Source organism: Armatimonadota bacterium (genome assembly GCA_031459855.1).
GTDB lineage: Bacteria > Sysuimicrobiota > Sysuimicrobiia > Sysuimicrobiales > Humicultoraceae > Fervidifonticultor > Fervidifonticultor primus.
The window spans coordinates 1,151,480-1,176,274 of the sequence record JAVKHP010000001.1 but is presented as its reverse complement, the minus strand read 5'-3'; the positions used below and the strand labels follow the sequence as shown (position 1 = coordinate 1,176,274).

At 69.4% G+C, this 24,795-nt stretch carries 17 protein-coding genes; 5 read left to right on the top strand and 12 right to left on the bottom strand.

Going from position 1 to position 24,795, the window contains the following annotated elements; genetic code table 11:
* The first annotated feature begins 1,154 nt into the window (after window positions 1-1,154).
* Window positions 1,155-2,318, top strand: a complete 1,164-nt coding sequence (locus QN157_05360) for an ATP-binding protein (protein MDR7555018.1) — start codon at window positions 1,155-1,157, stop codon at window positions 2,316-2,318.
* A gap of 70 nt (window positions 2,319-2,388) precedes the next feature.
* On the opposite strand, the gene QN157_05355 is transcribed toward QN157_05360, so the two are convergent.
* From QN157_05355 to QN157_05340, 4 genes are all read right to left on the bottom strand, one after another.
* Complete coding sequence (locus tag QN157_05355) at window positions 2,389-3,057, bottom strand: DUF429 domain-containing protein (protein MDR7555017.1); 669 nt, start codon at window positions 3,055-3,057, stop codon at window positions 2,389-2,391.
* A 40-nt stretch (window positions 3,058-3,097) separates the two neighbouring features.
* On the bottom strand, window positions 3,098-5,308 hold the full coding sequence (locus tag QN157_05350) for a copper resistance protein CopC (GenBank protein MDR7555016.1): 2,211 nt from the start codon (window positions 5,306-5,308) through the stop codon (window positions 3,098-3,100).
* A gap of 191 nt (window positions 5,309-5,499) precedes the next feature.
* On the bottom strand, window positions 5,500-7,869 hold the full coding sequence (locus tag QN157_05345; protein MDR7555015.1) for a hypothetical protein: 2,370 nt from the start codon (window positions 7,867-7,869) through the stop codon (window positions 5,500-5,502).
* Window positions 7,870-8,062: 193 nt separating this feature from the next.
* Window positions 8,063-9,433, bottom strand: coding sequence for an ABC transporter substrate-binding protein (locus QN157_05340; GenBank protein ID MDR7555014.1), 1,371 nt, complete (start codon window positions 9,431-9,433; stop codon window positions 8,063-8,065).
* 1,531 nt (window positions 9,434-10,964) lie between these two features.
* Between QN157_05340 and QN157_05335 the strand changes: the two genes are divergently transcribed.
* The 3 genes from QN157_05335 (at window position 10,965) to QN157_05325 (ending at window position 14,498) form a co-directional block, all read left to right on the top strand.
* Window positions 10,965-11,579, top strand: coding sequence for a DUF488 domain-containing protein (locus tag QN157_05335; GenBank protein ID MDR7555013.1), 615 nt, complete (start codon window positions 10,965-10,967; stop codon window positions 11,577-11,579).
* The gene (locus QN157_05330; protein MDR7555012.1) at window positions 11,576-12,010 is read left to right on the top strand and encodes a DUF488 domain-containing protein; all 435 of its coding nucleotides are present in this window, start codon (window positions 11,576-11,578) and stop codon (window positions 12,008-12,010) included. Before QN157_05335 ends, QN157_05330 begins: the two co-directional genes overlap by 4 nt.
* A gap of 286 nt (window positions 12,011-12,296) precedes the next feature.
* A complete protein-coding gene (locus QN157_05325) occupies window positions 12,297-14,498 on the top strand; it encodes a 3'-5' exonuclease (GenBank protein MDR7555011.1) in 2,202 nt (733 codons plus the stop codon).
* Window positions 14,499-14,707: 209 nt separating this feature from the next.
* Here the strand turns inward: QN157_05325 and QN157_05320 are convergent, their stop codons facing one another.
* The 6 genes from QN157_05320 to QN157_05295 form a co-directional block, all read right to left on the bottom strand.
* A complete protein-coding gene (locus tag QN157_05320) occupies window positions 14,708-14,986 on the bottom strand; it encodes a hypothetical protein (protein ID MDR7555010.1) in 279 nt (92 codons plus the stop codon).
* Window positions 14,983-16,272, bottom strand: coding sequence for a serine--tRNA ligase (serS, locus tag QN157_05315; protein MDR7555009.1), 1,290 nt, complete (start codon window positions 16,270-16,272; stop codon window positions 14,983-14,985). The genes QN157_05320 and serS overlap by 4 nt, the downstream gene beginning before the upstream one ends.
* A 34-nt stretch (window positions 16,273-16,306) precedes the next feature.
* The gene (gene serA / locus QN157_05310) at window positions 16,307-17,992 is read right to left on the bottom strand and encodes a phosphoglycerate dehydrogenase (GenBank protein ID MDR7555008.1); all 1,686 of its coding nucleotides are present in this window, start codon (window positions 17,990-17,992) and stop codon (window positions 16,307-16,309) included.
* 196 nt (window positions 17,993-18,188) lie between these two features.
* Window positions 18,189-19,337 (bottom strand): alanine--glyoxylate aminotransferase family protein, encoded by a 1,149-nt coding sequence (locus QN157_05305; protein ID MDR7555007.1) that lies wholly within the window; start codon window positions 19,335-19,337, stop codon window positions 18,189-18,191.
* Window positions 19,338-19,896: 559 nt separating this feature from the next.
* Window positions 19,897-20,259: a P-II family nitrogen regulator gene (locus QN157_05300; protein MDR7555006.1), complete on the bottom strand. Its 363-nt coding sequence runs from the start codon at window positions 20,257-20,259 to the stop codon at window positions 19,897-19,899.
* 46 nt (window positions 20,260-20,305) lie between these two features.
* Window positions 20,306-21,595 (bottom strand): ammonium transporter, encoded by a 1,290-nt coding sequence (locus QN157_05295; GenBank protein ID MDR7555005.1) that lies wholly within the window; start codon window positions 21,593-21,595, stop codon window positions 20,306-20,308.
* Window positions 21,596-21,932: 337 nt separating this feature from the next.
* On the opposite strand from QN157_05295, the gene QN157_05290 reads away from it, so the two are divergent.
* Window positions 21,933-22,538 carry an N-acetyltransferase family protein gene (locus QN157_05290; GenBank protein MDR7555004.1) on the top strand — a complete coding sequence of 202 codons (606 nt, stop codon included), beginning with the start codon at window positions 21,933-21,935 and terminating at the stop codon, window positions 22,536-22,538.
* Between the two features lie 22 nt (window positions 22,539-22,560).
* Here QN157_05290 and QN157_05285 read toward each other — a convergent pair whose 3' ends face one another.
* Both QN157_05285 and QN157_05280 read right to left on the bottom strand, forming a co-directional pair.
* Window positions 22,561-23,139 carry a redoxin domain-containing protein gene (locus QN157_05285; GenBank protein MDR7555003.1) on the bottom strand — a complete coding sequence of 193 codons (579 nt, stop codon included), beginning with the start codon at window positions 23,137-23,139 and terminating at the stop codon, window positions 22,561-22,563.
* Between the two features lie 41 nt (window positions 23,140-23,180).
* The gene (locus QN157_05280) at window positions 23,181-24,770 is read right to left on the bottom strand and encodes an ABC transporter substrate-binding protein (protein ID MDR7555002.1); all 1,590 of its coding nucleotides are present in this window, start codon (window positions 24,768-24,770) and stop codon (window positions 23,181-23,183) included.
* Window positions 24,771-24,795 lie beyond the last annotated feature (25 nt).

Below are 24,795 nucleotides of genomic sequence, written 5' to 3'. Positions count from 1 at the left end.
TGTTCAAATGGCCGCGCGACGTCACCCTGGTTGCCGATCTGAGCGAAGCGCAGGTACGGGAAGGGGCCTCGTATGCCCGTGGCGCCCTGAGGCTACTGCGTAAGGGCATCCGGGTCAGTGAGTATTCCAGCCTCCATGCCAAGGTGCTGCTCTTCGATAAGCGGGCCGTCATCGGATCCATGAATTTGTCGGAGGAGTCCCGCCACCGTTTGGAAGAGGCTGCCGTGGTTGTCAGAGCACGTAAAGAAGTGGAGTCCGTGCGACGCTACGTTAGACGCCTGTTGAATGACGCCACGCCCCTGTCAGAAGAGGTTCTGAGAGCCCGGGCCCGACGGGAGCCCCGCCGGGTGCCACGTCGCCCCGTGCGACCCAAGAAGGCCCGGTCGGCCCACCTGGCAGATCGGGTTTGGCTGCTCCCTACAGGCCAAGACCACGAGGAGACTCCGGCGGAACGGCGGCGTGCACGCCAGGAGGCACGGCGGCTCGTCCAAGAACACGGGATCCCGGACGAGAGGGAGTTGGTGTGGTATTTCCAGTGTGGGGCGGATATCTACCGTCGCGCCAGAGGAGGAGACTGGTGCTTTTGCTGGTGGCGTTCAGAGAAACACAGGCCCCTTGGCTCCTTTGAAGGGCCATACCGTGTGGTGCAGCCGGTGGACCTCGGAGCGCGGTTCCGCGAACGTCGCTAGCGGCTGGCGGTCTATCGTCTGCGTCGACCTTCCCCTCGGGACATGCGCCTCACAAGAGATCGGCTGGATGCCCGGCGGCGGGTCGCGGGCGACCGCAGATCACTCGACGACGCCTTGAAGCATCCTCTCAAATGGAGACCACGCTCGCTGAGCAGGGCCGAGCGCAACCGACTTGAGCGGCTGCTGCAGAGGTAAGTGGTTGTAGCGCCGCCTCGTCCCGGACCACCGTCACGGAGGTGGAAAGCCTCCTGGGCCACGAGCCCATGGACCGGGAGACGCACGCCGCTCCTCCGACGCAAGCCGGACTTCGGGACAACCAGCGTGAACCACAACCTGACCGAGCTGCTTCCACGAGCTAAGGCCCCCGCTATGAGGTTGCCATTCGTGTCGTGAATGATTATCATTCATTCCGTGAAAGCTTTGCCCCGTGCGGTCAGCCCTGCTCTCACCCGGTACCTTGGGGTAATGCCCGTCGTGGTGGTGACCGGGGCGCGCCAGACGGGCAAGAGCACGCTGGCCCAGTTCCTGGTGCCTGGCCGCCGCCGCTACCGGTCCCTCGACGACCTGGACGTCCTCGACGCCGCCCGTCGCGACCCGGAGGTGCTCGTGGGAGGCCGCGAGGCGGTCACCCTCGATGAAGTGCAGCGGGCGCCCGAGCTCCTCCTGGCGGTCAAGCGGGCCGTCGACCGCGAGCCGACGCCCGGCCGGTTCCTCCTCACGGGCTCTGCCAATCTGCTCCTGATGCGCCGCGTGTCCGAATCGCTAGCCGGCCGCGCAACGTACTTGACGCTCTGGCCCATGACCCGGCGGGAGCAGCTCGGACTCGGCGCGTGCGGACGGTGGGAAGATCTGCTGAAGACACCGGAAAAAGAGTGGACCGACCTACTGCGAGAAGGCGAGGCGGAACTGGCGGACTGGAAGGCTCTGGCACGCCGGGGTGGCTTCCCCACGCCTGCGCTGCACACGAGGAGCGCCGCAGAGCGCCGCATCTGGTTCGACGGTTACGTGCGCACCTACCTGGAGCGGGACCTCCAGGACCTGGCGGCCATCAGCGCACTGCCGGACTTCCGTCGGCTCATGCGCGCGGCCTGCCTCCGGCTGGGCCAGCTTCTCAACCAGACCGAGCTCGCCCGGGATATCGGGCTTTCACAGCCCACGGTGCACCGCTGGTTGAACCTGCTCGAGACCTCGTACCTTGCATTGCGCCTTCCGGCATACGCCGGAAGCCGGACCAAGCGGCTCATCAAGGCCGCGAAGCTCTACTGGGCCGATACCGGCCTGGCGCTGCACCTGGCGGGACTGGAAGAGCCGACGGGCGCTCACCTCGAGAACCTGGTGCTCACGGACCTCATTGCCTGGCGCGACGCACGCTTGGAACGTGCAGAAGTCTACTACTGGCGCACGGCCGCCGGCCAGGAAGTGGACTTCGTGATCGAGTCCGGCGACCAGCTGCTGCCGATAGAGGTCAAGGTCACCGCCCGCCCGCGGGTGCCGGACGCCACCATCCTACGTATGTTTCGTGCGGAGTACGGCGACCGGGCTCGTGCCGGGCTCCTGCTGCACGCCGGGAATACCCTCGAGTGGCTGGCACCCGGCGTGCTCGCCGCTCCGTGGTGGAGGGTACTGTGAGGAAGCGTCCCAGGCCTGGGAGATGCGCATCGGATGTGGCTCAGCATCGTCGGCGTCGACCGCGGCGTGATCAGTACCAGATCGCCCCACCGTCGGTGCTGGTGCGATCTGGTGGCGGATCTGGGAGGCACCGCGCCTCGCCCCGGGCCACCCGCCACGCGGACCAGGCAGCCGCGGCAGCATCCACGACGTCGGCCGCAGAAGCGGGACCTGTCCCGCTAATCTGCGACGGAAGCTCTATTCCGTGCTTCCGCAGCAGGTCGAGCCTGAGCATGAGGCCGTTCCACGTTCTCTTTGGGAAGGCCAGCGGCTGCTGCCCGTTCATCGCCCAAAACGACACTTCGGGGTGGACTTCGACGATACGGGAGTTCCTGACAGCGTAGCGTTCGACTTCGACGATCCTCGCACTGAGGGCGTGGCTTTGCTTCGTGAGACGACCATCCAATGCTCTGGCGATCGCGTAGGCTTTGCGAAAATTCCGCTCGTGCAGTGCGGGACGGGGCGGCGTGGGCAAGACGCTGCGAGCCTGGGAGCCGAGCCTCTTGCGGGCTTCTTCGTCCGCCCGGCGGACGCCACGCGGCAGCCCGACGGGGATATCGACCGCAACGACCGCCGCTTGAGGAAAAGCGTCGAGCAAGGCGCCAAATGCTTTAAAGAAGCTGGTCTCTGCATACTTCCCATCAGTAAGGCACACCGCGAGCCAGCCTCCCCGCGCGGCGTCTGCCCCGACGACCTTCATCGCTCTCTCCTCAGAGAATGGCCTTCCCGCACGCCATCCCCTACCGCGGGGCCGTGATGACCACACGCGCGTCGGGCGGTGACGGCCGCACGGTCATGTAGTGCGCCGGCGCGCGCATGTACAGGCGGTGCACCCGCAGGGTGCGCTGGCCGATCCAGGCGGCGAACGCCGGGCTGCCGCCGGGGTTGGTCCACAGCACCACGCGGCAGGGCTCGTCGTCGCAGCGCCCCGCGCGCCCCAGGGCGACGTGCTCGGCGAGCTTGAGGTAGACGCGGTGCCCTTCGGCGATCACGGGCTGGCGGAGGGTGGTGTGCACCCAGGGCCCGCCGTCGCGGCGCTCGTACCGCTGGTCGCCGATGACGACGACCTCGGTCTGGCCGACAGCGCCGGTGGGTGCCAGGGCGTAGCGGGCGCGCAGGTGCAGCCGGTCGGGTGGCGCCAATCGGTATTGGGTGATGACGAGGCTGCCGGCGCCGTCGGTGACCTGCTCCCACTCGCGCCAGGCGCCCAGCGGTGCCTCGCGCGCCTCCTGCAGCAGGTGGAGCGCCTCGGGGTCGCGTTGCGCCGGCAGCCCGTTGCCGAGGTCGAGGGCGAAGAACGTGGAGACGTCGGGCACACCACGACGGCGGAGCACGACCTCGACCTCCCACCAGCCGGCGGCCGCGAGGTGATCGCCCTGTGCCTCGAACCGCCCGCCACCGGCAGGGGTCAGGACGACGGCCGTGGGCGTGAGGTCTTCGTCGAGCTTCACGAACCGCAGCAGCACGCGTCCGTCCTGCGCGGCGTTAGACAACGCATCGAAGGTGACCTCGTAGCGGTTGCGGCCGGGGCGGGCAGGGTCGACGACGAGCTGCACCTTCGTGTCGCCCGCAAGGCCCACGAGCAACGTCGCGGTCTGCGCGCTGGCGCCGTAGGTGCTTCGTGCCGGCGGCGTCGTGGTCAGCACGCCGGCCGCCAGCACGATGGCCGTCGCCACGCCGACCTCGCCGGTCACCGAACGCACGAACCGCCGCGTCAGCCCCGGGTGCGCCTGGCGTTCCAGCTGCGGCCGCAGCAGGAAGCGGTTCACCGCGGCGAAGGCCAGCAGCGGAAGCAGCAACAGCAGTTTGACGTGCAGGGCGAGCCCGTAGGTCGTCGTCACCAGCGCCCGCAGCGCCGGCACCTGGAGCCAGGCTGCGTAGAGTCCGGTGGCCGCGGTGACCAGCAGACCGGCAGCCGCCAGGCGCGAGAGGGGACGCACCACGAGCCGGGCGACGTCGGCCCGCGCGGTATCGTCGAGACCTCGGACGACGAGCACCAGCACGGCGAGCCCACCCAGCCAGGCCGCGGCGCCGGCGAGGTGCAGCCAGTCTGCCACCATGGCGAGCGGGCCGGCAGGTGGTGCGTGCGCGGTCAGGGTGAAGGCCAGCAGCATCGCACTGGCGGTGGCGGCCGCCAGGGCGTCGCGTCCCTGGATGCCCCGGGTGTGCGGGTGCCGCCTCGCTTGAGAGGCGGAGTCGCCGGGCGAGCGGCTGCTGGGCAAACGCCCCCCGGACCCACCTGGTCGCCCTGCCAGCGCAGCCGTCACCACCGCAGCGACGATACCCAGGAAGGCTACCTGCCCGGTGCGGCTGTCCCACAGGAACGCTGCGCCGGCACCGCCGCTTGCGGCCACCAAGTGCGCCTGATGGAGGAGGTCGGCGGCCAGGACCACCGCGACGCCGCTACCGGCGGCACGCGTCACGGCACGCAGTCGCGCGCGCAGCAGGTCGCCCGCGGGTGGTGCCAGACGGCGCGCGACGGGCTCGAACGCAAGGAGCCGGGCGTAGACCGCGCCCGCGAGCACCAGCGCCGCCGCCAGCGCGAGCCAGCGTGCCAGCACACGGTCGAGCTCGGGACGGGGCTGCGCGGCACCGCGGTCGGGAGCCGGGCTCTCGCCCACGCCGAAGAGGTAGACCCCGCTGGTGACGTGGCCATCGACCGCCGAGAGCACGCGCCAGCGCACGGTGAAGACGCCGGTGGGGAGGGACGGCAGGGACGCGATCAGCGTCCTGCCGTCGTCGCCGGCGTGCACCGGCCCTGAGACCTGCGCGCCCCTGGCGTCGCGCACGACGACGGCGCTGAACCGAGCGTCGATCGGCTCGCTGAAGACCAGCACGACCTCGGCTGGCGGCGTGCCCACGCTGGCGCCGGGCGCGGGCAGCGCGCGGTCGAGCACCGCATGGGCGCGGGCCGGAAGGGGCCACAAGACACCCGCGAGCAGCACGAGCACCGCCGCACACGCAACGCGAACGGTCGCGTCCGTCGCGCGCGTCGTGCGGTCCATACGAACGGGCAGCGACATCACCTTCCAACGGCCGCCCCGGAAGCTGCCGCCGAACCTGCTGCGCATCCTACGGCCTGCCGGGCAGCGGGCCCGCGAGCCCGCACTCCGCGTTCGCCCGGCGCTGCGACCTCGCACCGTCATCGCGTGCCCGGCAGTGCCAGCGTGTGGATCTGCGGTGCTGCGAAGTTCTCGTCCTGGTATGCGGCGACCAGCACCGTGGCCGGCCCGGACGTCCGCAGCGGCGCAGCGAACTCGCCGCCGCCGGCGTAGGCCGCCTCCCCGACCTGCAGCACGCGTCCGGCGGGGTCAACGACGATGAAGCGGCAGACCGGCCGCACGCGGGGCGTCCCCTGCAGCATGTCGTCGCGCAGCGCCTCGCGCGTGACCTGGTAGTCGCGTTGCACGCGCTCCTTGAGCTCGACCTCGATCCGCACGCGCAGCTGGCCGTCTGCGACCCGCAGGGCGACGACGTGCGCGGGCCGGGGAAGCGCATAACGGTCGAAGGCGCCGATCACCAACGGGTAGGTGAGGTCGCGGAACACCGCCAGCGTGGCACGCTGCCCGTCCCAGCGTGCGAGTCGGTAGGGACCGGCGGTCACCAGCAGATGGCCGGTGCGGGCGGCGAAGCGCCCCAGCGCCCGCCAGCGCAGCCGTGCCTCCTGCGGCGTCACGTACGCCTCGAGCCCCGGGGGAATGGCGGCACGGGCTTCGAACTCGGCGACGAGCGCGCGCAGGCGCGAGAGGAGCGCAGGGTCGCGCACCAGGTCCAGCGGTGGCACCCCGTCCCGGCGCGCCTCGTCGACCGACCAGGCCGCCAGGCCGCGGCGGACGGCTTCCTCCATCACGTACATGAGGTGCCAGGGAACGGTGCTCCACGGCGGTGCCAGGGCCGCGAGGTAGTGCGCATTGGGCAGGTTGCCGCGCAGGTAGACCTCGACGACCGGGTCGCGCCACCGCAGCCGCAGGTCGCCCAGAACGAGCGTCGTCTCCTCGATGCGCGCCACGCGCACCCCGGCCAGGTGCGCCCGCACCAGCGCCGTGGCCTCTGCCAGGCGCGGGTCGTGGGCCGGGCCGGCCGCGCCCCACCGGAACGCCAGGAGGTAGGGGTACAGCACATCGGCCGCGGTCATCATCGTGCCATCGTGGAACGCCGAGGTACGTACCGTATATACCACGCGGGCCTGCGCCGCCGCGCGCCAACCCACCGGACGCCACCGGCCGCTGGCGTCAGGCGCCAGGGTATCACGGGGCAAGAGGACGGTACCGCCTGCCAGCTGGGCCACCCACCGACGCAGGCGGTCCGCGATCCCCGGCGGGGGCGCCGATCGCGGCACGACGCGGTTGGGCACCATGCCGGCACCGTAGGGCGCCGTGAGCAGCGCCGGATCACCGACCGCGGCCCACAGCAGGCGGCCGAAGGGATCGGTGAAGCCGCCCAGCGGGTTCCACGGCGCCTGCGGCACGCCCGCGACGGCCAGGCGCAACACGCCGTTCCAGGGGAAGTCCTTGAGCTTCACCGTGCGGATGAAGATCGGAGCGTTCAGCCCCGCGTGGGCATCGAACGCCACGTTCTCGACGCCGGCGGTGAACTCGGTGGTGTAGGGCTCGCGGCGTAGCACGTACCCGGCGACCGCCGCGCGGCAGGCCTCGGCCAGGCGCGCCGGGACCTCGCGCTCCAGCGCCACGCGCTCCTCCAGCCGGCGCGGTGTACCTGTCGCACGGCGCGCCACCAGAGCGTCGACGGCCTGGCCTTCGGCGTCGGTCAGATGGCCGCGCAGGACCAGCACCGCGTGGAACCAGCCTTCCCGCACCCACGGCGGCCCTTGGCCGCCGTCCGGCCGCGTCGCCCACCGGGCGAGCAGCTGCTCGATCGGCACCACCTCGACCGTCACGTCCCAGGGGGTCCGAACAGCCGCCCCAGGAGGCCCCGGGGTGCCGCGTGCTGTTCCTGTGCCCCCGCGGGCCGGTGCCGTCTCAACCTGGCGGAGAGCTGCCACACCAGCACCCTCGAGCAGCGCGGCCGCCCGCGCGTCCCGCGCGCGCAGGCGCGGCGCACGGGCGTCTCCACCAGCCGCCGCGTACCGCACCCGCGCGGCCCGGGCAAGGTCGGCGTGGTACAGGTAGTCCTCGTGGAACGGGGTCACGGGATACGGGTGGACGTGGAAGCGGGGCGCGCGGGCCAGCGCGCGCAGCGCGCCCTCCAGCGCGCGGCAGCGGGCGTCGCGCGAAGCGCCAGCCAGCGTTGGGCCGTCGGCGACGACCACCACATAGGCGCCCAGCGACGCGACCGCCGCCACGTCGGTTGGCAGCGGGCCCGGCGCGAACGGGTCGAGGCCCACGAGCGCGTGCAGCTCGCCACGCCGCAGCCGCGCGGCGGCATCGGCGCCTGCAGGCTCGATGTGGATCTCGTGCGGGTAGAACGCCGGCGAGTAGGCGAGCTCGTGGCCCGCCTGCACGGGGCCCACACCCGCAGCCAGCAGCAGGGTGAGGGCGACGAGGCAACGCATCCGCCAGCGCATCCGGCGGCGCGCGCGCCAGAGAACGCCGCCTGCGAGTGTGCCCGTCACGAGGGTGGTGGAGCGCGTCGGGTGGCGCGGGTCCTGGGGTGTCGCAGGGGCCTGCACGTGATGGCGGTACGGCGTACGGACACGGGGGCAGCGCCCCGACGGGGCGCTGCCCCCGCACGCAGCCCTGCCGCCCTCACCCACGCACGCGCGGCCAGGTCTCCTGAATCCACTTGTACGTGGTGGTGGGCTCGCCCCGCGGGTAGCCCGGCGGCGCGGTGATGTTGCGGATCGGCACGGTGATGACCGTGCTCGGGTCGAGGATGAGGAACGGGTAGTTGGGGTCGTTCTTGGCGAACCCCGTCATGGCGTCCTTATAAGCTTGGTGGTTGTCGGGGCGGATGTAGTAGTACCCGGCCGGGCCGGGGTACATCATGCCCTCGAGCATGGCGATGATCGCCTCGTCGTCGGGCCACCCGCCCACCAGGCGGTTGGCCTTCTCGACGGCCTCCTTCAGCATGTACAGCGCCACGTAGGCGCCCTCGGCCTCGAAGTTGGGGTACTCCTTCCACCGGTTGAAGAACTTGCGCACGAACAGGTTGTTGAGCGGCCACTTGTTGCCCGGGGGGAACGTCCAGTAGTAGTTGGCGTGCACACCGGCCACGATGCCCTCCGGGTGGTCCTTCCCGATGGCGTGCGGCGCCACGCCGAAGGCGATGGTGCTGGCGAACTTCATCTGTTTGAAGAGCCCGTAGCCCAGCGCCTGCTTGTAGAAGGCGATGTAGTCGCCGCCCCAGACCGCTGAAACCAGCAGGTCGGGCTTGGCCGACAGGGTCTTGGTGATGTGGGCCGTGAAGTCGGTGGTGCCGAGCTTCGGCCAGGCCTCGGAGACGACCTCGGTACCCGGCAGCAGCTTCTGGATCGCCACCGTGAAGTGGTCGAAGGCGTTGCGCCCGTACGAGTAGTCGGGGTGGATGTGGGCGATCTTGCGCACCTCGGGCCAGGCCTGGGCGACCGCGAGGGCGCACATCACCCCGTCAGCCGACTGGATGTTGGTGAGGCGAAAGATGTACTTCGGGTTGGGCACCGCCTTGTCGAACAGGAAGTCGGTGCAGCCGTCGGTGAAGAGCGTCAGCACCTTCAGGTCCTCGGCGACGGGTCCCAGGGCCGGGGTGTTGCCGCTGGAGATGACGCCCGTGAAGCAGTCGATCTTCGCCTCCAGCTTCATCCGCTTGAGTTCCTTCACGTTGGCGTCGGTGCCGGCGGCCTCGTCGGCGAAGATCGTCTCGATCTTGCGCTTGCCGAGCAACCCGCCCCTGGCGTTGATCTCCTCGGCGGCGAGCAGGTGGCCCTTGCGCGACTGCTCACCGAGCACCGCGGCTGGGCCCGAGAGGAACGTCATGTGCCCGGTCTTGTAGGGCGTGTCGGGGATGCGCCCGCGCGGTGGTGCCTGCGCCTCGACCGGCGCCGGCTGGAGGGCCTGCCCGGCGAGGCCGCCGACCGCCGCGGCCCCTACGGTCACGCCCAGGGACTTCAGGAACTCTCTCCGGCTCACTTCCTCCGACATGCCTCTCCCCTCCCTTGCAGTACCCCTCCGCGTGGCGGAGTCGGGCGTTGGCCGGAAGAGTGCTCGTACACGGCGCGGCTGCGACTGCGCTCTCACCCCCCTTGGGGACACGACATCGTGGAGACTGTAGGGCCGCAGTTCGTGCTGGCCGGGCGGGTGTCCTGCCGGACAGGCGGGTACCGGAGCTCGCCGCCGAGGGGCAAGGGACAGGCTGAGTACCACAGGCACTTGCCCGGCCAAGCCAAGGCAGCGACGGCCATAGGTTCGAGGGCTTCCACACTCACCTTCTCTTCTGGTACGCTATAAAACTGCGGTGGTTGGAATGGTGGACTGATCTCTAGTGTCGACCTGGCTGCTCGCCGGCAAGCCTTCATTTATTGGGGTATTGGGGCCGTGGTAAGATGGCAATGTTTCCTCTGCTATCGTGGAGGTTTGCGAAACTGGCAATCTCCGCGCAGACTCACGGAAACCATGATGGGCCCTCATGATGAGCCTTAAGGAGGCAGTACGCGTCATCTGGCGTTCAGCTGTTGGCGTGGGGACTCTGGTGGGGACTGTGGCAGAAGCAGGTTCCAAACTTCGTGGTCTTGGCGCTTTACATCCGGCGCCGTAGCAATCAGTCGCATGGGAGGCCGTGCGGGTTCGGGCTGACCACGGTGCAATGGCGGCTACGTACCGTAAACGGTCTGGCAGCCCCGACATGAGGCAGGAGATGACCACTCTGCGTCGCGGCGGCACTGCATCAGTTGGCTATGTTTGGATAATCCGAGGTAGTTAAGCAACCTGGTGCTGTTAGGCTATCTGCACAACAAACCTGACGCCTCAGCTACACGTCTATGAGCTACATAGCGAGGATAGTCTGTTTCGCCAACTCCCGTAAGCCGCCATCTGGCAGGTGCGTGGCAGGCAGACAGGTGCTCCCGGGAGGCTTCGGACCCTGGATCCGCCCCGTTAGCGCACGCCCAACCCGCGAGGTCTCTAAGGAAGAGCGCTGTTACGAGAACGGACGAGACCCGGAGCCTCTCGACATCATTGACATTCCACTCTTACGTCGGGAGCCGGAGCGTCATCAGCAAGAGAACCACGTCATCGATTCCGGCCACTGCTGGAGGTTGGTAGGTCGCGCCACATGGTCAGCAATCCAAGATGCGGTTGAAAATCCCCGGGGCCCGTTATGGCGCAACGGCTACTCAAGTTCTCACGGCGAGAACGACCGCGTCCCGGAAGCGGAAACGACGAGGTGGGACCGGTCACTCTATCTCGTCCATCCCGAGAGACTCCAGTTGGAGGTCGTTCAGGAAGATCGGAGCTCCGGCCCGCCCCGACGCCGCGTACGAGCTCGTTTCCGCCTAAACGGGCACCCCTACCGCATCGTCGTTACGGACCCCTGGATCGAACGCGAGTACCTTCAGCGGGGCCACGAAGTGGCGTCGTTGCCGGACGCCCTTATCTGCGTTTCCCTGGGGGAGGTCTTTCAAGGGTACGCGTACAAGCTGGCGGCAGCCATCATCACCCCTGAGCGCGCGAGGACATGAACATGACGAACGTGCTGTACACGATAGGACACTCGACGCACTCGACAGAGACGGTGATCAAACTCTTGCGCCTTCATGAAATCAGAACGGTTGCTGATGTCCGTTCCCACCCATACAGTCGACTCAATCCACAGTTTAATCGCGAATCATTCTCTCAGCTCTTGGAGAGCATCGGGATACGCTACGTGTACTTGGGACGCGAACTCGGAGCTCGCCCTGCGGATCCCACTTGCTACGTCGATGGAAAGGTAGCGTACGATCTCTTGGCACAAACCCCGCTCTTTCGCTCCGGGCTGGACCGCGTAGTCCAGCTGGCAAGCACCCATCGAGTGGCTCTCATGTGCGCGGAAAAAGACCCCATAGTTTGCCACCGGGCTATCTTGATCTGCAGGCACCTTGTAGAGCGCGGCTGGCGATGCTACCACATTCTCGAGGATGGCCGCCTTGAAAGTCACGACGACGCTCTCTCCAGGCTGCTTGAGGAACTCAAGCTACCGACAATTCCCCTCTTCCGAGAAGTAGTCATCGAAGCATACAGCAAACGTAGCCAACAGATTGCCTCCACCGAGTCTTTCACGCAGCACACGTCAGTACGACGAGGGGAACGGTGAAGCTCTACACAATCGGGTTCACGAGAACGACGGCCGAGTCGTTTTTCTCGCGATTGACGCGGGCGGGCGTTAAGAAAGTTGTTGACGTGCGGTTAAACAATGCTTCCCAGCTCGCAGGATTCGCAAAAAAGGGAGATTTGGAGTATTTCTTGAGAGTCATTTGCGGAATAGGTTATGAGCACAGATCGGAACTAGCACCGACTCAAGAGATTTTCCATGCGTACAAGAAGCGACGCATCGACTGGGCTCTCTATGAACAACGGTTCCTTCAGTTGATGCACGACCGCAGGATTGAGGAAACCCTCCCGCGCCCGGTACTCGAGGACGCTTGTCTTCTTTGCAGCGAACACAAGCCTGAACGTTGCCATCGTCGCCTAGTTGCAGAGTACCTAAGAGACAGGTGGAAGGATGTTGATATCGTTCACCTGTAGTCCAAATGGAGCAGTGAATTCGTTACATGCGGGTCTAAGGTTTCAAGTTCGAGTACCGTGTTTGCTATTTCAGCCATCGCCCAACCACCCACATCTTAGACTATTCGCTTGCAGGAGCAGCGCCCGCTTACGCTCATTAGAGCCGCGAGGCGCTTCTGGCCCCGCAGCTGGCCGATGCCCCGAGGGCCGATGGCTAGATTCCCCTTTTAGAAGTTGCTCACACGCTTTCCCGACGGAAATCGTACGCCACTCAAGATGTTCAAGACCACGTCGGTAGCGGGGATCGATGACCAAGCCGCCTGCTTCCTCTCCAATGCGCTTTGACAGGCTGCTGCTTACCAAGCGGTTCCACCGCGCCCTGCAACGCTACCTGACCGACAAGCCTCGCAGGCGTGGAGCGGTGGATCGGGTGTTACGGGGCCTGCTGACGGACTACACCACCTTGCAGCGCAGCCCACTCCACAACCCAAAGCACCGGATCTTCCATACTCGCGTGTCAAGGTCGGACCGTCTCATTGACCTGCCCGTGGACGGGCGTCCGGGCGATTCCCTGCTGCTCACCCTAGGCGATCACTCCGTTAACAAGTGGGCTGAGAAGTACGACAGAGATATCAGCCACGAACAAGTCGTCCAGGAGATTACGGCAGGCCCCGCGCAGCCGGAACGTCCGAGCGCTCCCGATCCGGCCCGTGTCTCTTCCCCACTGGTCGGCGCCCGTCGCGACTCTCCCTGGCGGCGGCAAGGAGCTCGACCAGGCACTTATGGCGAGTACCTTACGGAGAACGACTTGCGTTACCATGGCGTTCCCGTGGAACTCATCCCGGCGGTCCTGGAGGCCTCCAGCCGGACGCCCCTCGTGGAAGTGGGTCTCGAGGAGCCAGTGGCCGATGCCTTGGAGACCCTTTACCAGGGCCGTCTCCCATCGGCTCCGATTCCCGTTCCGTTGCCCGCCGTGGGGCGTACGAACGAAGCGCTGCCTTCAGATGAAGTGGGACCAGCTGCCGGCCTCACAGTGCTATCCGTCGAACAGCTCTCGGGTTACCTGCGCCTGCCTCTCCATAAGTTCCTGTCACAGGTGAGTGACGAGCAGCGTCGTCTTATTGAGCGGGAAGATGCGGGCCTCATTATCGTGAAGGGGGCAGCCGGCACAGGCAAGACTGTAGTGGGAATCCGGCGGATAGAACATTTGCTTATGGGAGCGCCAAGATCGCTTCGCATCCTCTTCCTGTGCTACAACCGGGTGCTGAGGGACTCCGCTTACCAGATGCTCAAGGATACTCTCGGCAACCTCCCCGAGGATTTGGGCGTGACCGTCAAGACGGCCTACCAGTGGCTTAGCGAACTCCAGAGTCGCTACCTTGTCGGTCCCAGGCCCAATCTCGCAGGCCGCAACGAATTTGTCTCGATGCTTCAAGCGCTGCGGGAGGATCCTGCCTTGCCTCCGCCGACCCAGCGCGTGGCGCGGCTGGAAAATTATTATATTCTTGAAGAGTTCGCCGAGGTCATGTACGGCCGAGCAGTGCCTGGCGAGGCAGCTTACGTTGACCCTGAGCAGACCCAGCGCTTGGGGCGGGGCGTTCCCCTCTTGCCGGACGAGCGGCGCTACCTATGGCGGCTGTTCAAACGATTTGAGGCGCAGGCCGCGCGAGAAGGACGAGCGTTGTGGGAGTGGCTGCCGCTCCATCTATTGCAATCCCTGCAGGCATCTCACCCGGACTGGCCACTTTACGACGCCGTCGTGGTGGATGAGGCCCAGGACCTTTTACCAGTGGTCTTTCGTGTACTGTTGCGAGTGCAGAAAGGCTCCGACCGAAACCTCATGGTGCTGGGCGACGCTGCCCAGAACGTCTACCGCTCCAGCTTCCGCTGGGCGGACACTGGTCTTCGGGTAACCGGCGGACACGTGACCGTGCTGCGCCGCTGCTACCGGACCACCCGCGCCATCGTAAAGGCAGCGACCCCGCTTCTGGCCGGGCTTCGCCGCAACCTCGCCGAGGACCTAGTGGAGCCCGAGGCGATTGAGCTTGAGGGTCCTCCGCCAGAGGTGGTGCTGGCCGACGACGAGACCGCCGAACTGAAGGAGATCGCCGAGCGTATCTTTACCCTCATTCAAGAAGGTACGCCGGCGTCGGCCATCGCGGTATTTGCCCAGGAACGCGCGTTGCTCAACCGGGCGGCCCGGGAACTCAAGGCCCGGGGAATCCCTTCTGAACATTACGAAAAGGCAGACGGTCGCAGATCCATCGATATCTTTGAGCCCAGCGTGAAACTCATCACCACTTTCAGTGCAAAGGGCATCGAGTTTCCGGTGGTGTTTATCGTCGGAGTGACTGAGCGCCGGTTACCATCACGGGATTACAACCCGGAGCAGCTCGAGCGGGCCCGGCGTATTTTGTACACAGCCATGATGCGGGCTGCTTACCGTCTGACGCTGAGCGCAGTACGCAACCACGCCTCGGGGTTGCTACAGTTGATCAAGTGTCCATAGCTGAAGACGCGCAGACACACGGACTCTCTAAATTCCCGGTGTCTCGGTCGCGATCTTCTCTCAGCGCATCCGCTCGATCACGCGCTTGCTTGCCCGTGTAGTTGGATGACAGTCCGGCAGAGCTCATAGAAGTGCCACGCGGCCCCCGCGTGGAATGCCGTGTCTTCGTACTAGAACAAGCTCAGATTCGACCGCGTACTCGTCATCGCCTAGCGCCGCAGGGGGCCGGGGGAGCGCGCGAGGTACCGGTAGACAGCGCCCACCAGCACGCCCGCAGAGGCGTAGAAGACCACCAGCATCACCAGGGCGTAGTAGTACCCGAGCAGGTCGGCCAGGTAGACGAACGGCGGGTGGTCCCAGTAGAAGGCGCCCGCGCCGCCCACAGCGACCCCCGCCCACGCGAGCCAACGGACGGGCGTACCCCGGCCGCCGCGCGCTGCCAGGACGAACCCGCCCACCAGCGCCACGCCGGCGAGCAGGGCGATCACGGGGCGACCGGGGACGGGGGGCGAAGCACGGTGCGACCGCCGAGGTAGGGCTGCAAGACCTCCGGCACGCGCACCGAGCCGTCGGCCTGCTGGTAGTTCTCCAGGAGCGCGATCAGCATCCGGCTGGTCGCCACCAGCGTCCCGTTCAGGGTGTGGACGAACTCCGCGGACCCCCGCGGGCCCTCACGGTACTTGATACCCAGCCGGCGCGCCTGGAAGTCGTGGGCGTTGCTGCACGAGTGTGTCTCACCCCACCCGCCGCGGCCGGGCATCCACGTCTCGACGTCGTAGGTCTTGGCCATGGCCAGCCCCAGGTCGCCGCCGCACAACAGCACCACGCGGTGGGGCAGGCCCAGGGCGCGCACGTAGCGTTCCTCCAGGCTGACCAGGTACTCGTGCTCGTCCGCCGAGCGCGCGGGATGGGCGAACGAAAACATTTCGACCTTGAAGAACTGATGGACCCGGTACAGCCCGCGGACGTCGCGACCGTAGGACCCCGCCTCCCGGCGGAAGCACCACGACAGCCCTCCGTAGCGCAGGGGCAGGCGGGCCCCGTCCAGGATCTCGTCCATGTGGTAGGCGGCCAGGGACTGCTCGCTGGTGCCGATCAGGGCCAGGTCGTCGGTTTCCACCTTGTAGGTCTGCTGCGGGTCGAAGGTCACCCCGCCCCAGGCCCCCGTGATGACACCGGTGCGCACCAGCATGGGCGGTTCCATCACCACGAAGCCCTCGGCCAGCAGCAGGTCCACGGCGAGGCGCACCAGCGCCAGTTCCAGGAGCACGCCGTCGCCCTTCAGGTAATAGAAACGCGAGCCCGCCGCCCTGGCCCCGCGCTCGAAGTCCAGGATGTCCAGGCGGGCGCCCAGGTCGACGTGGTCGGCCGGCGGGAAGTCGAACCGCGGCGGCTCGCCCCAGGTGCGCACCACCACGTTGGCCGAGGCGTCCAGCCCGTCGGGCACGCTGTCGTCGGGCTGGTTGGGCAGGGCCCGCAGCAGGCGGTCGAGGTCGGCTTCGGCGCGCTCCAGGGCCGGCTCCAGCGCCCGCAGCCGCTCGGCCAGGTCCCGCAGCGTCGCAATGCGCGCCTGGCGCGCCTCGCCCGTCAGGCGCGGCACCTCGGCCGAGGCGCGGTTCTGCTCGGCGCGCAGCGTCTCGATCTGCGCCAGCAGCTCCCGGCGCCGGCGGTCGGCCTCGAGCACCGCGTCGATCGCGCCGGGATCCAGCCCGCGCTTGCGCAGCCCCGCCCGGTAGCGCTCGGGCGCATCGCGGATCTTCTTGAGGTCGAGCATCGTCGTGCCTCCCGCGGCGTGCGACCGCCGTGGCTCAGTCCAGGCGCACCGCGCGCACGGCGCTGATCCCCTCGAGCCGGGCCAGCGCCGCCAGCACCTCGGCGGGGACGTCGCTGTCCACGGTCAGCACCATCAACGCTCCCCCGCCGGGCGCGATGCGGCCCACGTGCATGTTGGCGATGTTGATGGCGTGTGCGCCGAGCAGCGTTCCCACCTTGCCGATCATCCCCGGCCGGTCGGCGTTCCACACGAAGAGCAGCTGGCGGGCCGGGATCAGGTCGAGCCGGAAGTCGCCGATGCGGGTGATGCGCGGCTCCCGGTGGCCGAAGAGCGTCCCGGCCAGCACCAGCGGCCCGCGGGTGGTCCGGACCGTGACGACCACCAGGCTCTGGAAGTCCTCGCTCTCCTCCTCGCGCACCGCGCTGGTGCGGATGCCGTGCTCGCGCGCCAGCACCGGTGCGTTCACCATGTTGACGGGCCGTGCCGAGACCCCGTCGAACAGTCCCACCAGGAAGGCGGCCGTCAGCGGCGCCGGGTCCTCCTGCGCCACCGCGCCCGCGTAGCGCAGCTCCACCGCCTCGATCTGGCCGTCGGCGAGCTGCTGTGCCAGCAGGCCCAGGTGGCGCACCAGGACCAGGTAGGGCTGCAGCCGCTGCCAGGTCTCGGCTACCAGCGCCGGCGCGTTGACCGCACCGCGCACCGGTCGCCCTTCCAGCGCGTCGAGCACCTGCTCGGCGACGTCGACGGCGACCGAGCGCTGCGCCTCGCGCGTGGACGCGCCCAGGTGCGGCGTCGCCACCACCCGTGGATGCGCCAGCAGGGCGCGCCGCTGCGGGGGTTCGTGCTCGAACACGTCCAGGGCTGCACCGCCCAGGTGACCTGTTTCCAGCGCCGCCAGCAGGGCGTCTTCGTCCACGAGCCCCCCACGCGCGCAGTTGACCAGCAACGCGCCGGGCTTCATGCGCTGCAGGTGCTCGGGCCCCAGCAGTCGCACCGTCCGTGGCGTCAGCGGCACGTGCAGCGTGACCGCGTCGCTGGTCGTCAGCAGCGCCGGCAGATCGACCAGCTGGACACCCAGGCGCGCGGCCCGGTCCTCGCTGATGTACGGATCGTGGGCGATCACCCGCATCCCGAACGCCTGCGCGCGCCGCGCCACCTCGGCGCCGATCTTCCCCAACCCGATGACGCCCAGGGTCTTGCCGTAGAGCTCGCTCCCCACGAACGCCTCGCGTCGCCACTCGCCGCGCGCCACCGATGCGTTGGCCTGCGGAATCCAGCGCGCCAGCGCCAGCAGCAGCGCCATGGTGTGCTCGGCGGTGCTGACGGTGCTGCTCTCGGGGGTGTTCAGGACCAGGATGCCGCATCGCGTCGCGGCGTCCACGTCGATGTTGTCCACCCCGACGCCCGCGCGGGCCGCCACCCGCAGGCGCGGCGCCGCCTCCAGCACCCGGGCGGTGAGCCGGCTGCGGCTGCGCACGATCACGGCGTCGGCGGCCTGCAGTGCCTCGATCAGCCCGGCCTCGTCGAGCCCGCCGAAGACGTCCACGCGGGCCCGGACGCGCAGGCGCTCGAGGCCCAGCGCATCCAGCCCGTCGGCCACGACGACCCGCGGCGGCGATGCGCCCGGTGCGACGGTAGGCGCCTCGACGTCCCGGCGCCGGTGCACAGCGTGCACCTCGCGCACCTGCGGTGCCGTCTGGCTGCTCGCGGGTACCCTCACGGCATTGACGTGCGCATCCACCGCACCCGCAGGGGGCTGCGGTGCGGGGTGACTGCCCGCGGGTACCCTAACGGTGGCCAGCGCAGCGTCTGTCTCCATGCGCACCTGGTGCCTCCATACCCCGCAGATCGCGCCCCGGGCGCACCCCCTGGCTGCGCGTGCGCCTGGTGCCTGGCGATCCTGTGCCCCTGATCGGTCACGCCGGCGCGCCCGCCAGCGCCTCGCGGGCGGCAGCCACCGCGCCCCGGACGGCCGGCCCGCCCACCTGCGGCAGCACCGCCTCGAGGGCCGCCAGCCCCGCCAGCACGGCCTCGTCGGGCACCCACCCCAGGTGCCCGAACCGCACGATCCTGCCCCGGAACTGTCCCTGGCCGCCGCTGAGCGTCACCCCGTGCTCGACCCGCAGGCGCTCCAGCAGCGCCGCGGCCGCGACCCCGTCGGGCAGCCAGACCGCCGTCACCGTCTCGCTGGCCACCGCCTCGTCGGGTACGATCCGCAGCCCCAGGGCCCGCAGGCCCGCCCGCACCGCGCGCGCGGTGCGGCGGTGCCGCGCCCAGCGCGCTTCCAGCCCCTCGGCCTCGACCAGGCGCAGGCCCTCGCGCAGCGCGTAGAGGGTGCCGATCGCCGGCGTGAACGGCGTGTAGGCTTCTGCATCACCGAGCTCGGCCAGCATGCGGTCGAACGCCCAGTAGAAGCGCGGTAGCCGCGCCGTCTGCATGGCGGCCTGCGCCCGCTCGGAGACGCTGACGAGCGCCAGGCCCGGCGGCGCCATCAGCGCCTTCTGCGATCCCGTGATGACGACGTCGAGCCCCCAGGCGTCGGCGCGCAGCTCCACGGCACCCAGCGAGCTGACGGCGTCGGCGAGCAGCAGCGCGTCGTGGCCGCGCGCCGCCTCGGCGATCGCCTGCAGGTCCTGCCGCACACCGGTCGACGTCTCGTTGTGGGTGACCAGCAGCGCCCTGGCCCGCGGCGTCGCGTGCAGGGCCGCGCGCACCGCCTCGGGATCGACCGCCTGCCCCCACGGCACCTCGATGCGCCGCACGCGCAGGCCGAAGGCCTCCGCGATGGCGGCGAACCGCTCGCCGAACGCCCCGGCGCAGACCGCCACCACCTCGTCGCCGGGCGAGCACAGGTTCACCAGCGCCGCCTCGAGCCCGCCGGTGCCCGACGCCGCGAAGGGGATGACGGGGTGACGGGTCATGAAGACCCGCCGCAGCGCTGCCAGGATCTCGGCCAGCAGCCGGCCGAACTCGGGATCGCGGTGGTTGATCATCTGCCGGGCGCCGGCCCGCAGGACCTCCTCGGGCAGCGGCGTGGGGCCTGGGATCAACAGGTACTGCTGCACGGGTCACCTCCTGTGAAGCCCTAAACAAAACACCCCGCCTCGCGCTCGAGACGGGGTACTCCCCGCGGTGCCACTCGCGTTCCCGGGATCCGCGCGTACGGTCCGCACAACATCACGCGCCGCCGCGACCGATGCCGCGCGGCCCACCGGGCCCTCGTACGCGCTGTCACGGGCGCAACCCGGGGACTTCGGCCGGCCTCCAGCGCACCGGGCCGGCATCGTCTGCCGCTCAGGAGGGGATTCGGTCGCGGGCCCGACCGGCTCGCACCGCCCGCCGGCTCTCTCCTCAGGCGGCGCCGCGCCTACTCGTCTCCGTCATCGCCGCTATGCTGACGATATCGCGATCGATACTAGCATCCGGCCGCGCGGACGACAACCCTCTCGCACCAGCTCACCACAGGTCCGCCAGTTCGCCTTCCAGACAGCTCGCCGTTCCCAGCGGGAGGCCCAAGGAAGGATGCCACGACACCATGTCGGGACCGGGACCGGTACGGGGCTTGGCCGGTCTCAAAAAGAACCAGGCCAGCGCACGGGCCCTTCCCACGCTGCGGCAGCCCGCCTATGAACCGACCGTTGCGACCGGCGTGACCGCGGCCTCGTCCTGCTCACCGGTGCGGATGCGGTAGACCTTCTCCACCGGCAGCACGAAGATCTTCCCGTCGCCCACGGCGCCGGTCCGGCCTGCCTCGAGGATGGCCCGCACGGTGGGCTCGACGAAGTGGTCGGAGACGCCGATCTCCAACCGCACCTTCTCCGACAGCTCCATCTTCACCGTGGTGCCGCGGTAGGTCTGGACGCGCTCGATCTCGCCGCCGTGGCCCTGCACGCGGCTGATGGTCAACCCGCGGACCTCGGCGTGGAACAGCGCCTCCAGCACCGCGGTCAGCTTCTCGGGACGGACGACGGCGACCACCAGTTTCATCCCCGGTTTCCCTCCGACTCCTCGTGTGGCACGGCGTCTGCCGGCCTCATGCCTGGCTCCCCGCGGGCGACGGCGCCGGTGCCGGCGCAGGCGGTGCCGGCTCGGACAGCACCAGGATGGCGCCTTCCCCGGTCGTGTACGCCTCCTCGCCGTGCTGGCTCACGTCGAGCCCCACGCCTTCCTCGTCGGGATCCGCCACGCGCAGCGGCAGCAGCGCGCCCACCAGCTTCAGCAGCACGAACGTCCCCGCAGCGCTGTAAGCCGCAGCCGCGAGCACCGCCACGGCCTGCACGCCCAGCTGCAGCGGGTTGCCGAACAGCAGGCCATTGGCGGTGCCGTTCCAGACCTTGTGGGCCAGCACGCCGGTCAGCAGCGCGCCCACGGTGCCGCCCACACCGTGCGCAGCGAGCACGTCGAGGGAGTCGTCGAGCCGTGTGCGCGCCCGCCAGAGGATGACGCCGTAGCTGGGGACCGCGGCAGCACCTCCGAGCGCGAGCGCCGCCATCGGGCCGACGAAGCCGGCAGCCGGCGTGATGGCCACCAGGCCCACGACGATGGCGGTCGCCGCACCCACCGCCGTGGCGCGTCCGGTGCGGACGAGGTCGAGTAGCGTCCAGACCACAAGGGTGGCCGCCGGCGCCAGCATGGTGTTGACGAAGGCCAGCGCCGCGCTGGCGTTGGCCGCCAGCGCGCTGCCGCCGTTGAAGCCAAACCAGCCAAACCACAGCAGGCCCGCACCCAGCAGCGTGAACGGCACGTTGTGGGGCAGGATCGCCTGGCGCCCGTAGTCCTTGCGCGCGCCCAGCGCCAACGCCGCCACCGCGGCCGCCGCGCCCGCGTTGACGTGGACGACCGTGCCGCCGGCGAAGTCGAGCGCCCCCAGGCGCGCGAGCCACCCGCCGCCCCAGACCCAGTGCGCTACCGGCGCGTAGACCACCAGTGCCCACAGGCCGAGGAACGCTACGTAGGCGCGGAACTGCATGCGCTCGACGATGGCGCCGGAGATCAGGGCCGCGGTGATGATGGCAAAGGTGCCCTGATAGGCCATGAAGAGGAGCTGAGGGATGGTGCCCTGGGGCGCCAGGTCCACGTCGCGCAGGAACGCCTTCGAGAGGCCGCCCAGCCACGGGCCACCCTCGGCGAACGCCAGCGAGTACCCCAGCACCGCCCAGACTACGCCCACCACGCCCAGGGCCACCACGCTCATCATCAGCGTGTTGAGCGCATTCTTGGCGCGGACCAGGCCGCCGTAGAAGAAGCCCAGGGCGGGGGTCATGAGCAGCACCAGCGCCGTCGCCACCAGCATCCACGCCGTATCGGCAGGTTGGATCGCCATCGCGCCACCTCCGTGGTTCGCGTTCCGTGGTCCGCGCGGCGCGGCGGGTGCGCCGTGACCCCGTCCGACGCCGCGCCGCGTGCGCGCACAGCAACGCCCGGGTCCGCAACGGGCGTCGCGGCCCGGGCGCGCAGACCACCCCTCCCCCTCGAACGCACGACGCCCGCGCCAGCAGTGGCGGCGCGGGCGTCACGGCCCGTGGAGTGTACGCTTTCGACTTGCGCTCATGGTAGCACGCCCTGCCAGGCTGTCAAGCCCGGGCGAAAGCCTCGCGAGAACTCGCGACGCCGACACCTGCCCGCAGGACTCACCGCGCCCGCCCACCGAACAGAGTGTCATGGCCGCGCTGCGCATCGCCACCCGCGACGACGCCCCGGCGATCTGCGCGATCTACGCGCCGATCGTCCGCGAAACCGCCATCTCGTTCGAGGTCGACCCGCCGTCGGTGGCCGAGATGGCCCACCGCATCCGCACGACGCTGCAGCGCTACCCCTGGATCGTTTGCGCCCCACAGCGCGGCGTCCTGGGCTACGCCTATGCGAGCCCGCACCGCACCCGCGCAGCCTACCAGTGGTCCGTCGACGTGTCGATCTACGTGGCCGCGACGGTCCGGCGCCGCGGCGTCGGGCGCGCCCTCTACGCGGCATTGCTGGAGATCCTCCGCCTGCAGGGGTTCTACAACGCCTTCGCAGGGATCGGCTTGCCCAACCCCGCCAGCGTGGGGCTGCACGAGGCGATGGGGTTCGTGCCGGTCGGCGTCTACCGCAACGTCGGGTTCAAACTCGGCCGCTGGCACGACGTGGGCTGGTGGCAACGCCCGCTGCGCGAGGCTGGCGACGCGCCCACAGCGCCGGTCCCGTTCGCGCACCTGCGCGACGCCACGGCGGTGGCCGACGCCCTGCAGGCAGCCGCCCGCTGGCTGCGGCTAGAGGGGTCGGGCTAGGGGTGCACCGCGCACACGCCGGTCAGCCTTTCGGCGCCGCCCGGTAGGGGAAGAACCGCTCGCGCTCCCCGCGCGCCCACGCTGCCTTCATCTCGGGTGTGTCGATGTTCCAGTCGGGACGAATCTGCTGAAACAGCTCGCGCAGGTCGCGCCGCAGGTCCTCGGGCGAGGGCCGGCCCCAGTACCAGTAGCCGTTGTAGATCTTGAAGATCACCAGGCCCGGGGCCAGCACGAAGGTGTACGGGATCATGGGGTCGTGGCGCGGATCGGTGTACTCCTGGATGTCGAGATCCTTCTGGACCGTGCGCATGGGGTCGGCGAGGAACGGCCAGGGGGCGCCCAGCTTGTCGCGCAGCTCGTTGAGCTCGGGCAGGTGGTCGGTGGTGATGGTCACCAGCCGCGTATAGCCGACCCGCAGCTCGGGGTAGAACGCCACGTAGCCCTTGAGCTGGTGGAAGTCCTTGGGGCAGTAGTGCCCGCGGGCCAGCACAAGGATCAGCGCGTCTCGCCCCTGCAGCTCCGAGAGTCGCCGCCGCGTGCCGGTGTGGTCGGGCAGCTCGTAGTCGGGGAACGTCGCGCCTGGCACGATCTCGGGTCGCATCGGTGTGCCTCCTCTCTGTGGCTGCGCAGGGCGGGCGGCGCTCAGGGGTGCCGTGCGAACCACACGTTCCAGTGGTAAGTGCCCGGGCCGCCGACCACGCCCCGCAGTTCGGCGCGGTAAAGCTGCAGGGGGAACCAGTCACCCAGCCGCACCGCCACCGCCTGGTCGTAGAAGCGCGCCTGCGCCCGGGCCCACAGCGCCGCGCGCACGGCAGGGTCGACGTGCCGGGTGAGCAGCCGCAGCAGGGCCGCCATCTCCCGGTCGTCGTACCACCCCGGCCACGAGGGCAGCAGCGGCAGCAGGAAGACCGGGTCGGGCACGAAGCCGAACGTCGTGGTGAACACGTCCCAGCCCTCGGGGCGGCTGCGCCGCTGCACGAGCGTGGCCCAGTCCATCACCTGCAAATCCACGGCGATGCCGGCCTGCTCCAGCTGGCTGCGGGCGATCGTCGCCGCGGTCAGGTGGTGGGGCATCTCGCTGCTGGCCATCCATCGCAGCGGCTGCCCGCGGTAGCCCGCGGCCTCCAGCCAGGGCCGTGCGGCCGCCGGCCCGCGCGCCCGGTAGATCTCGCCGCCGGCGGGCGTCCACAGGGGATGCTCGGGCGGGAAGAACGAGGGCGTCGTCCGCCAGAACTGGCGCGGACCGTAGACCCCGCGCAGGATCGCCTCCTCGTCGAGCGCGGCCACGACGGCACGGCGCAGGGCCCGGTTGGCGGTCAGCGGACTGCGGTGGTTGAACACGAAGCCGGCCCACTGCGGCGTGGTGATCACCAGCGGCCGCACGGTCGGCACCGCTGCCAGCCGTGGGTACTCGTCGGTGGGGATCGAGTGGGCGAAGTGGTAGTCGCCGCGCTGCACGCCGGCGATGCGCACGGAGGCGTCGGGCACGGGGAGGAACTCGATGGCGTCGAGGTACGGCTCGCGCCGGCCGGCCTGGCCGTCGGGCGGGTCGTCGCGGGGGCGGTAGCGGTCGAAGCGCTCGAGGCGGATGCGCACGTCGGGTGTATGCTCGACGAAGCGGTAGGGCCCGGTACCGATGAGGCGGCGGATGGGCCCGCTGCCGGCTTCCTCCACCACCTCGCGGGGGTAGATCACCGCGCCCTGGCTGGGGATGGCCAGGGCGAGCGGCACGAGCCCGTTGGCCTCGCGCAGCCGGAGGCGCACCGTCGAGGGGTCAACGGCGACGAGCTCCACGACGTCGCGGAACAGCTCGCGGCCCCGGGCGGCCAGACGGCCCCACCGCTGCAGCGACGCCACCACGTCGTCGGCGACGAGCTCCCGGCCGTGGTGGAACAGCACCCCACGGCGCAGCGCGAACGTGTACGTGCGCCGGTCGGAAGTCATGCTCCAGCGGTCTACCAGCAGGGGCTTCGCCTGGTAGCGGGCCGAGAGCGCGAAGAGCCCCTCGAAGAGGTGAATGGCGACGTCCTGCGTCGGCGCGCCGGTGGTCCAGTGCAGGTCCAGCGTCGGCGGCTCGCCGGTGTGCGCGACCCGGAGCACGCCGCCGCGCACGGGCTGCTCCGCCGGTGCACCGGCGGCCTGGGCGACGAGGCTTCCGACCACGAGCACCGCGAGCACCGCGGCGCCCCGCACCATGGCGCACGCTCCCGGCATCGCCCGCACCCTCGCCATCACGCACCTCCCCCGACACCGGTCG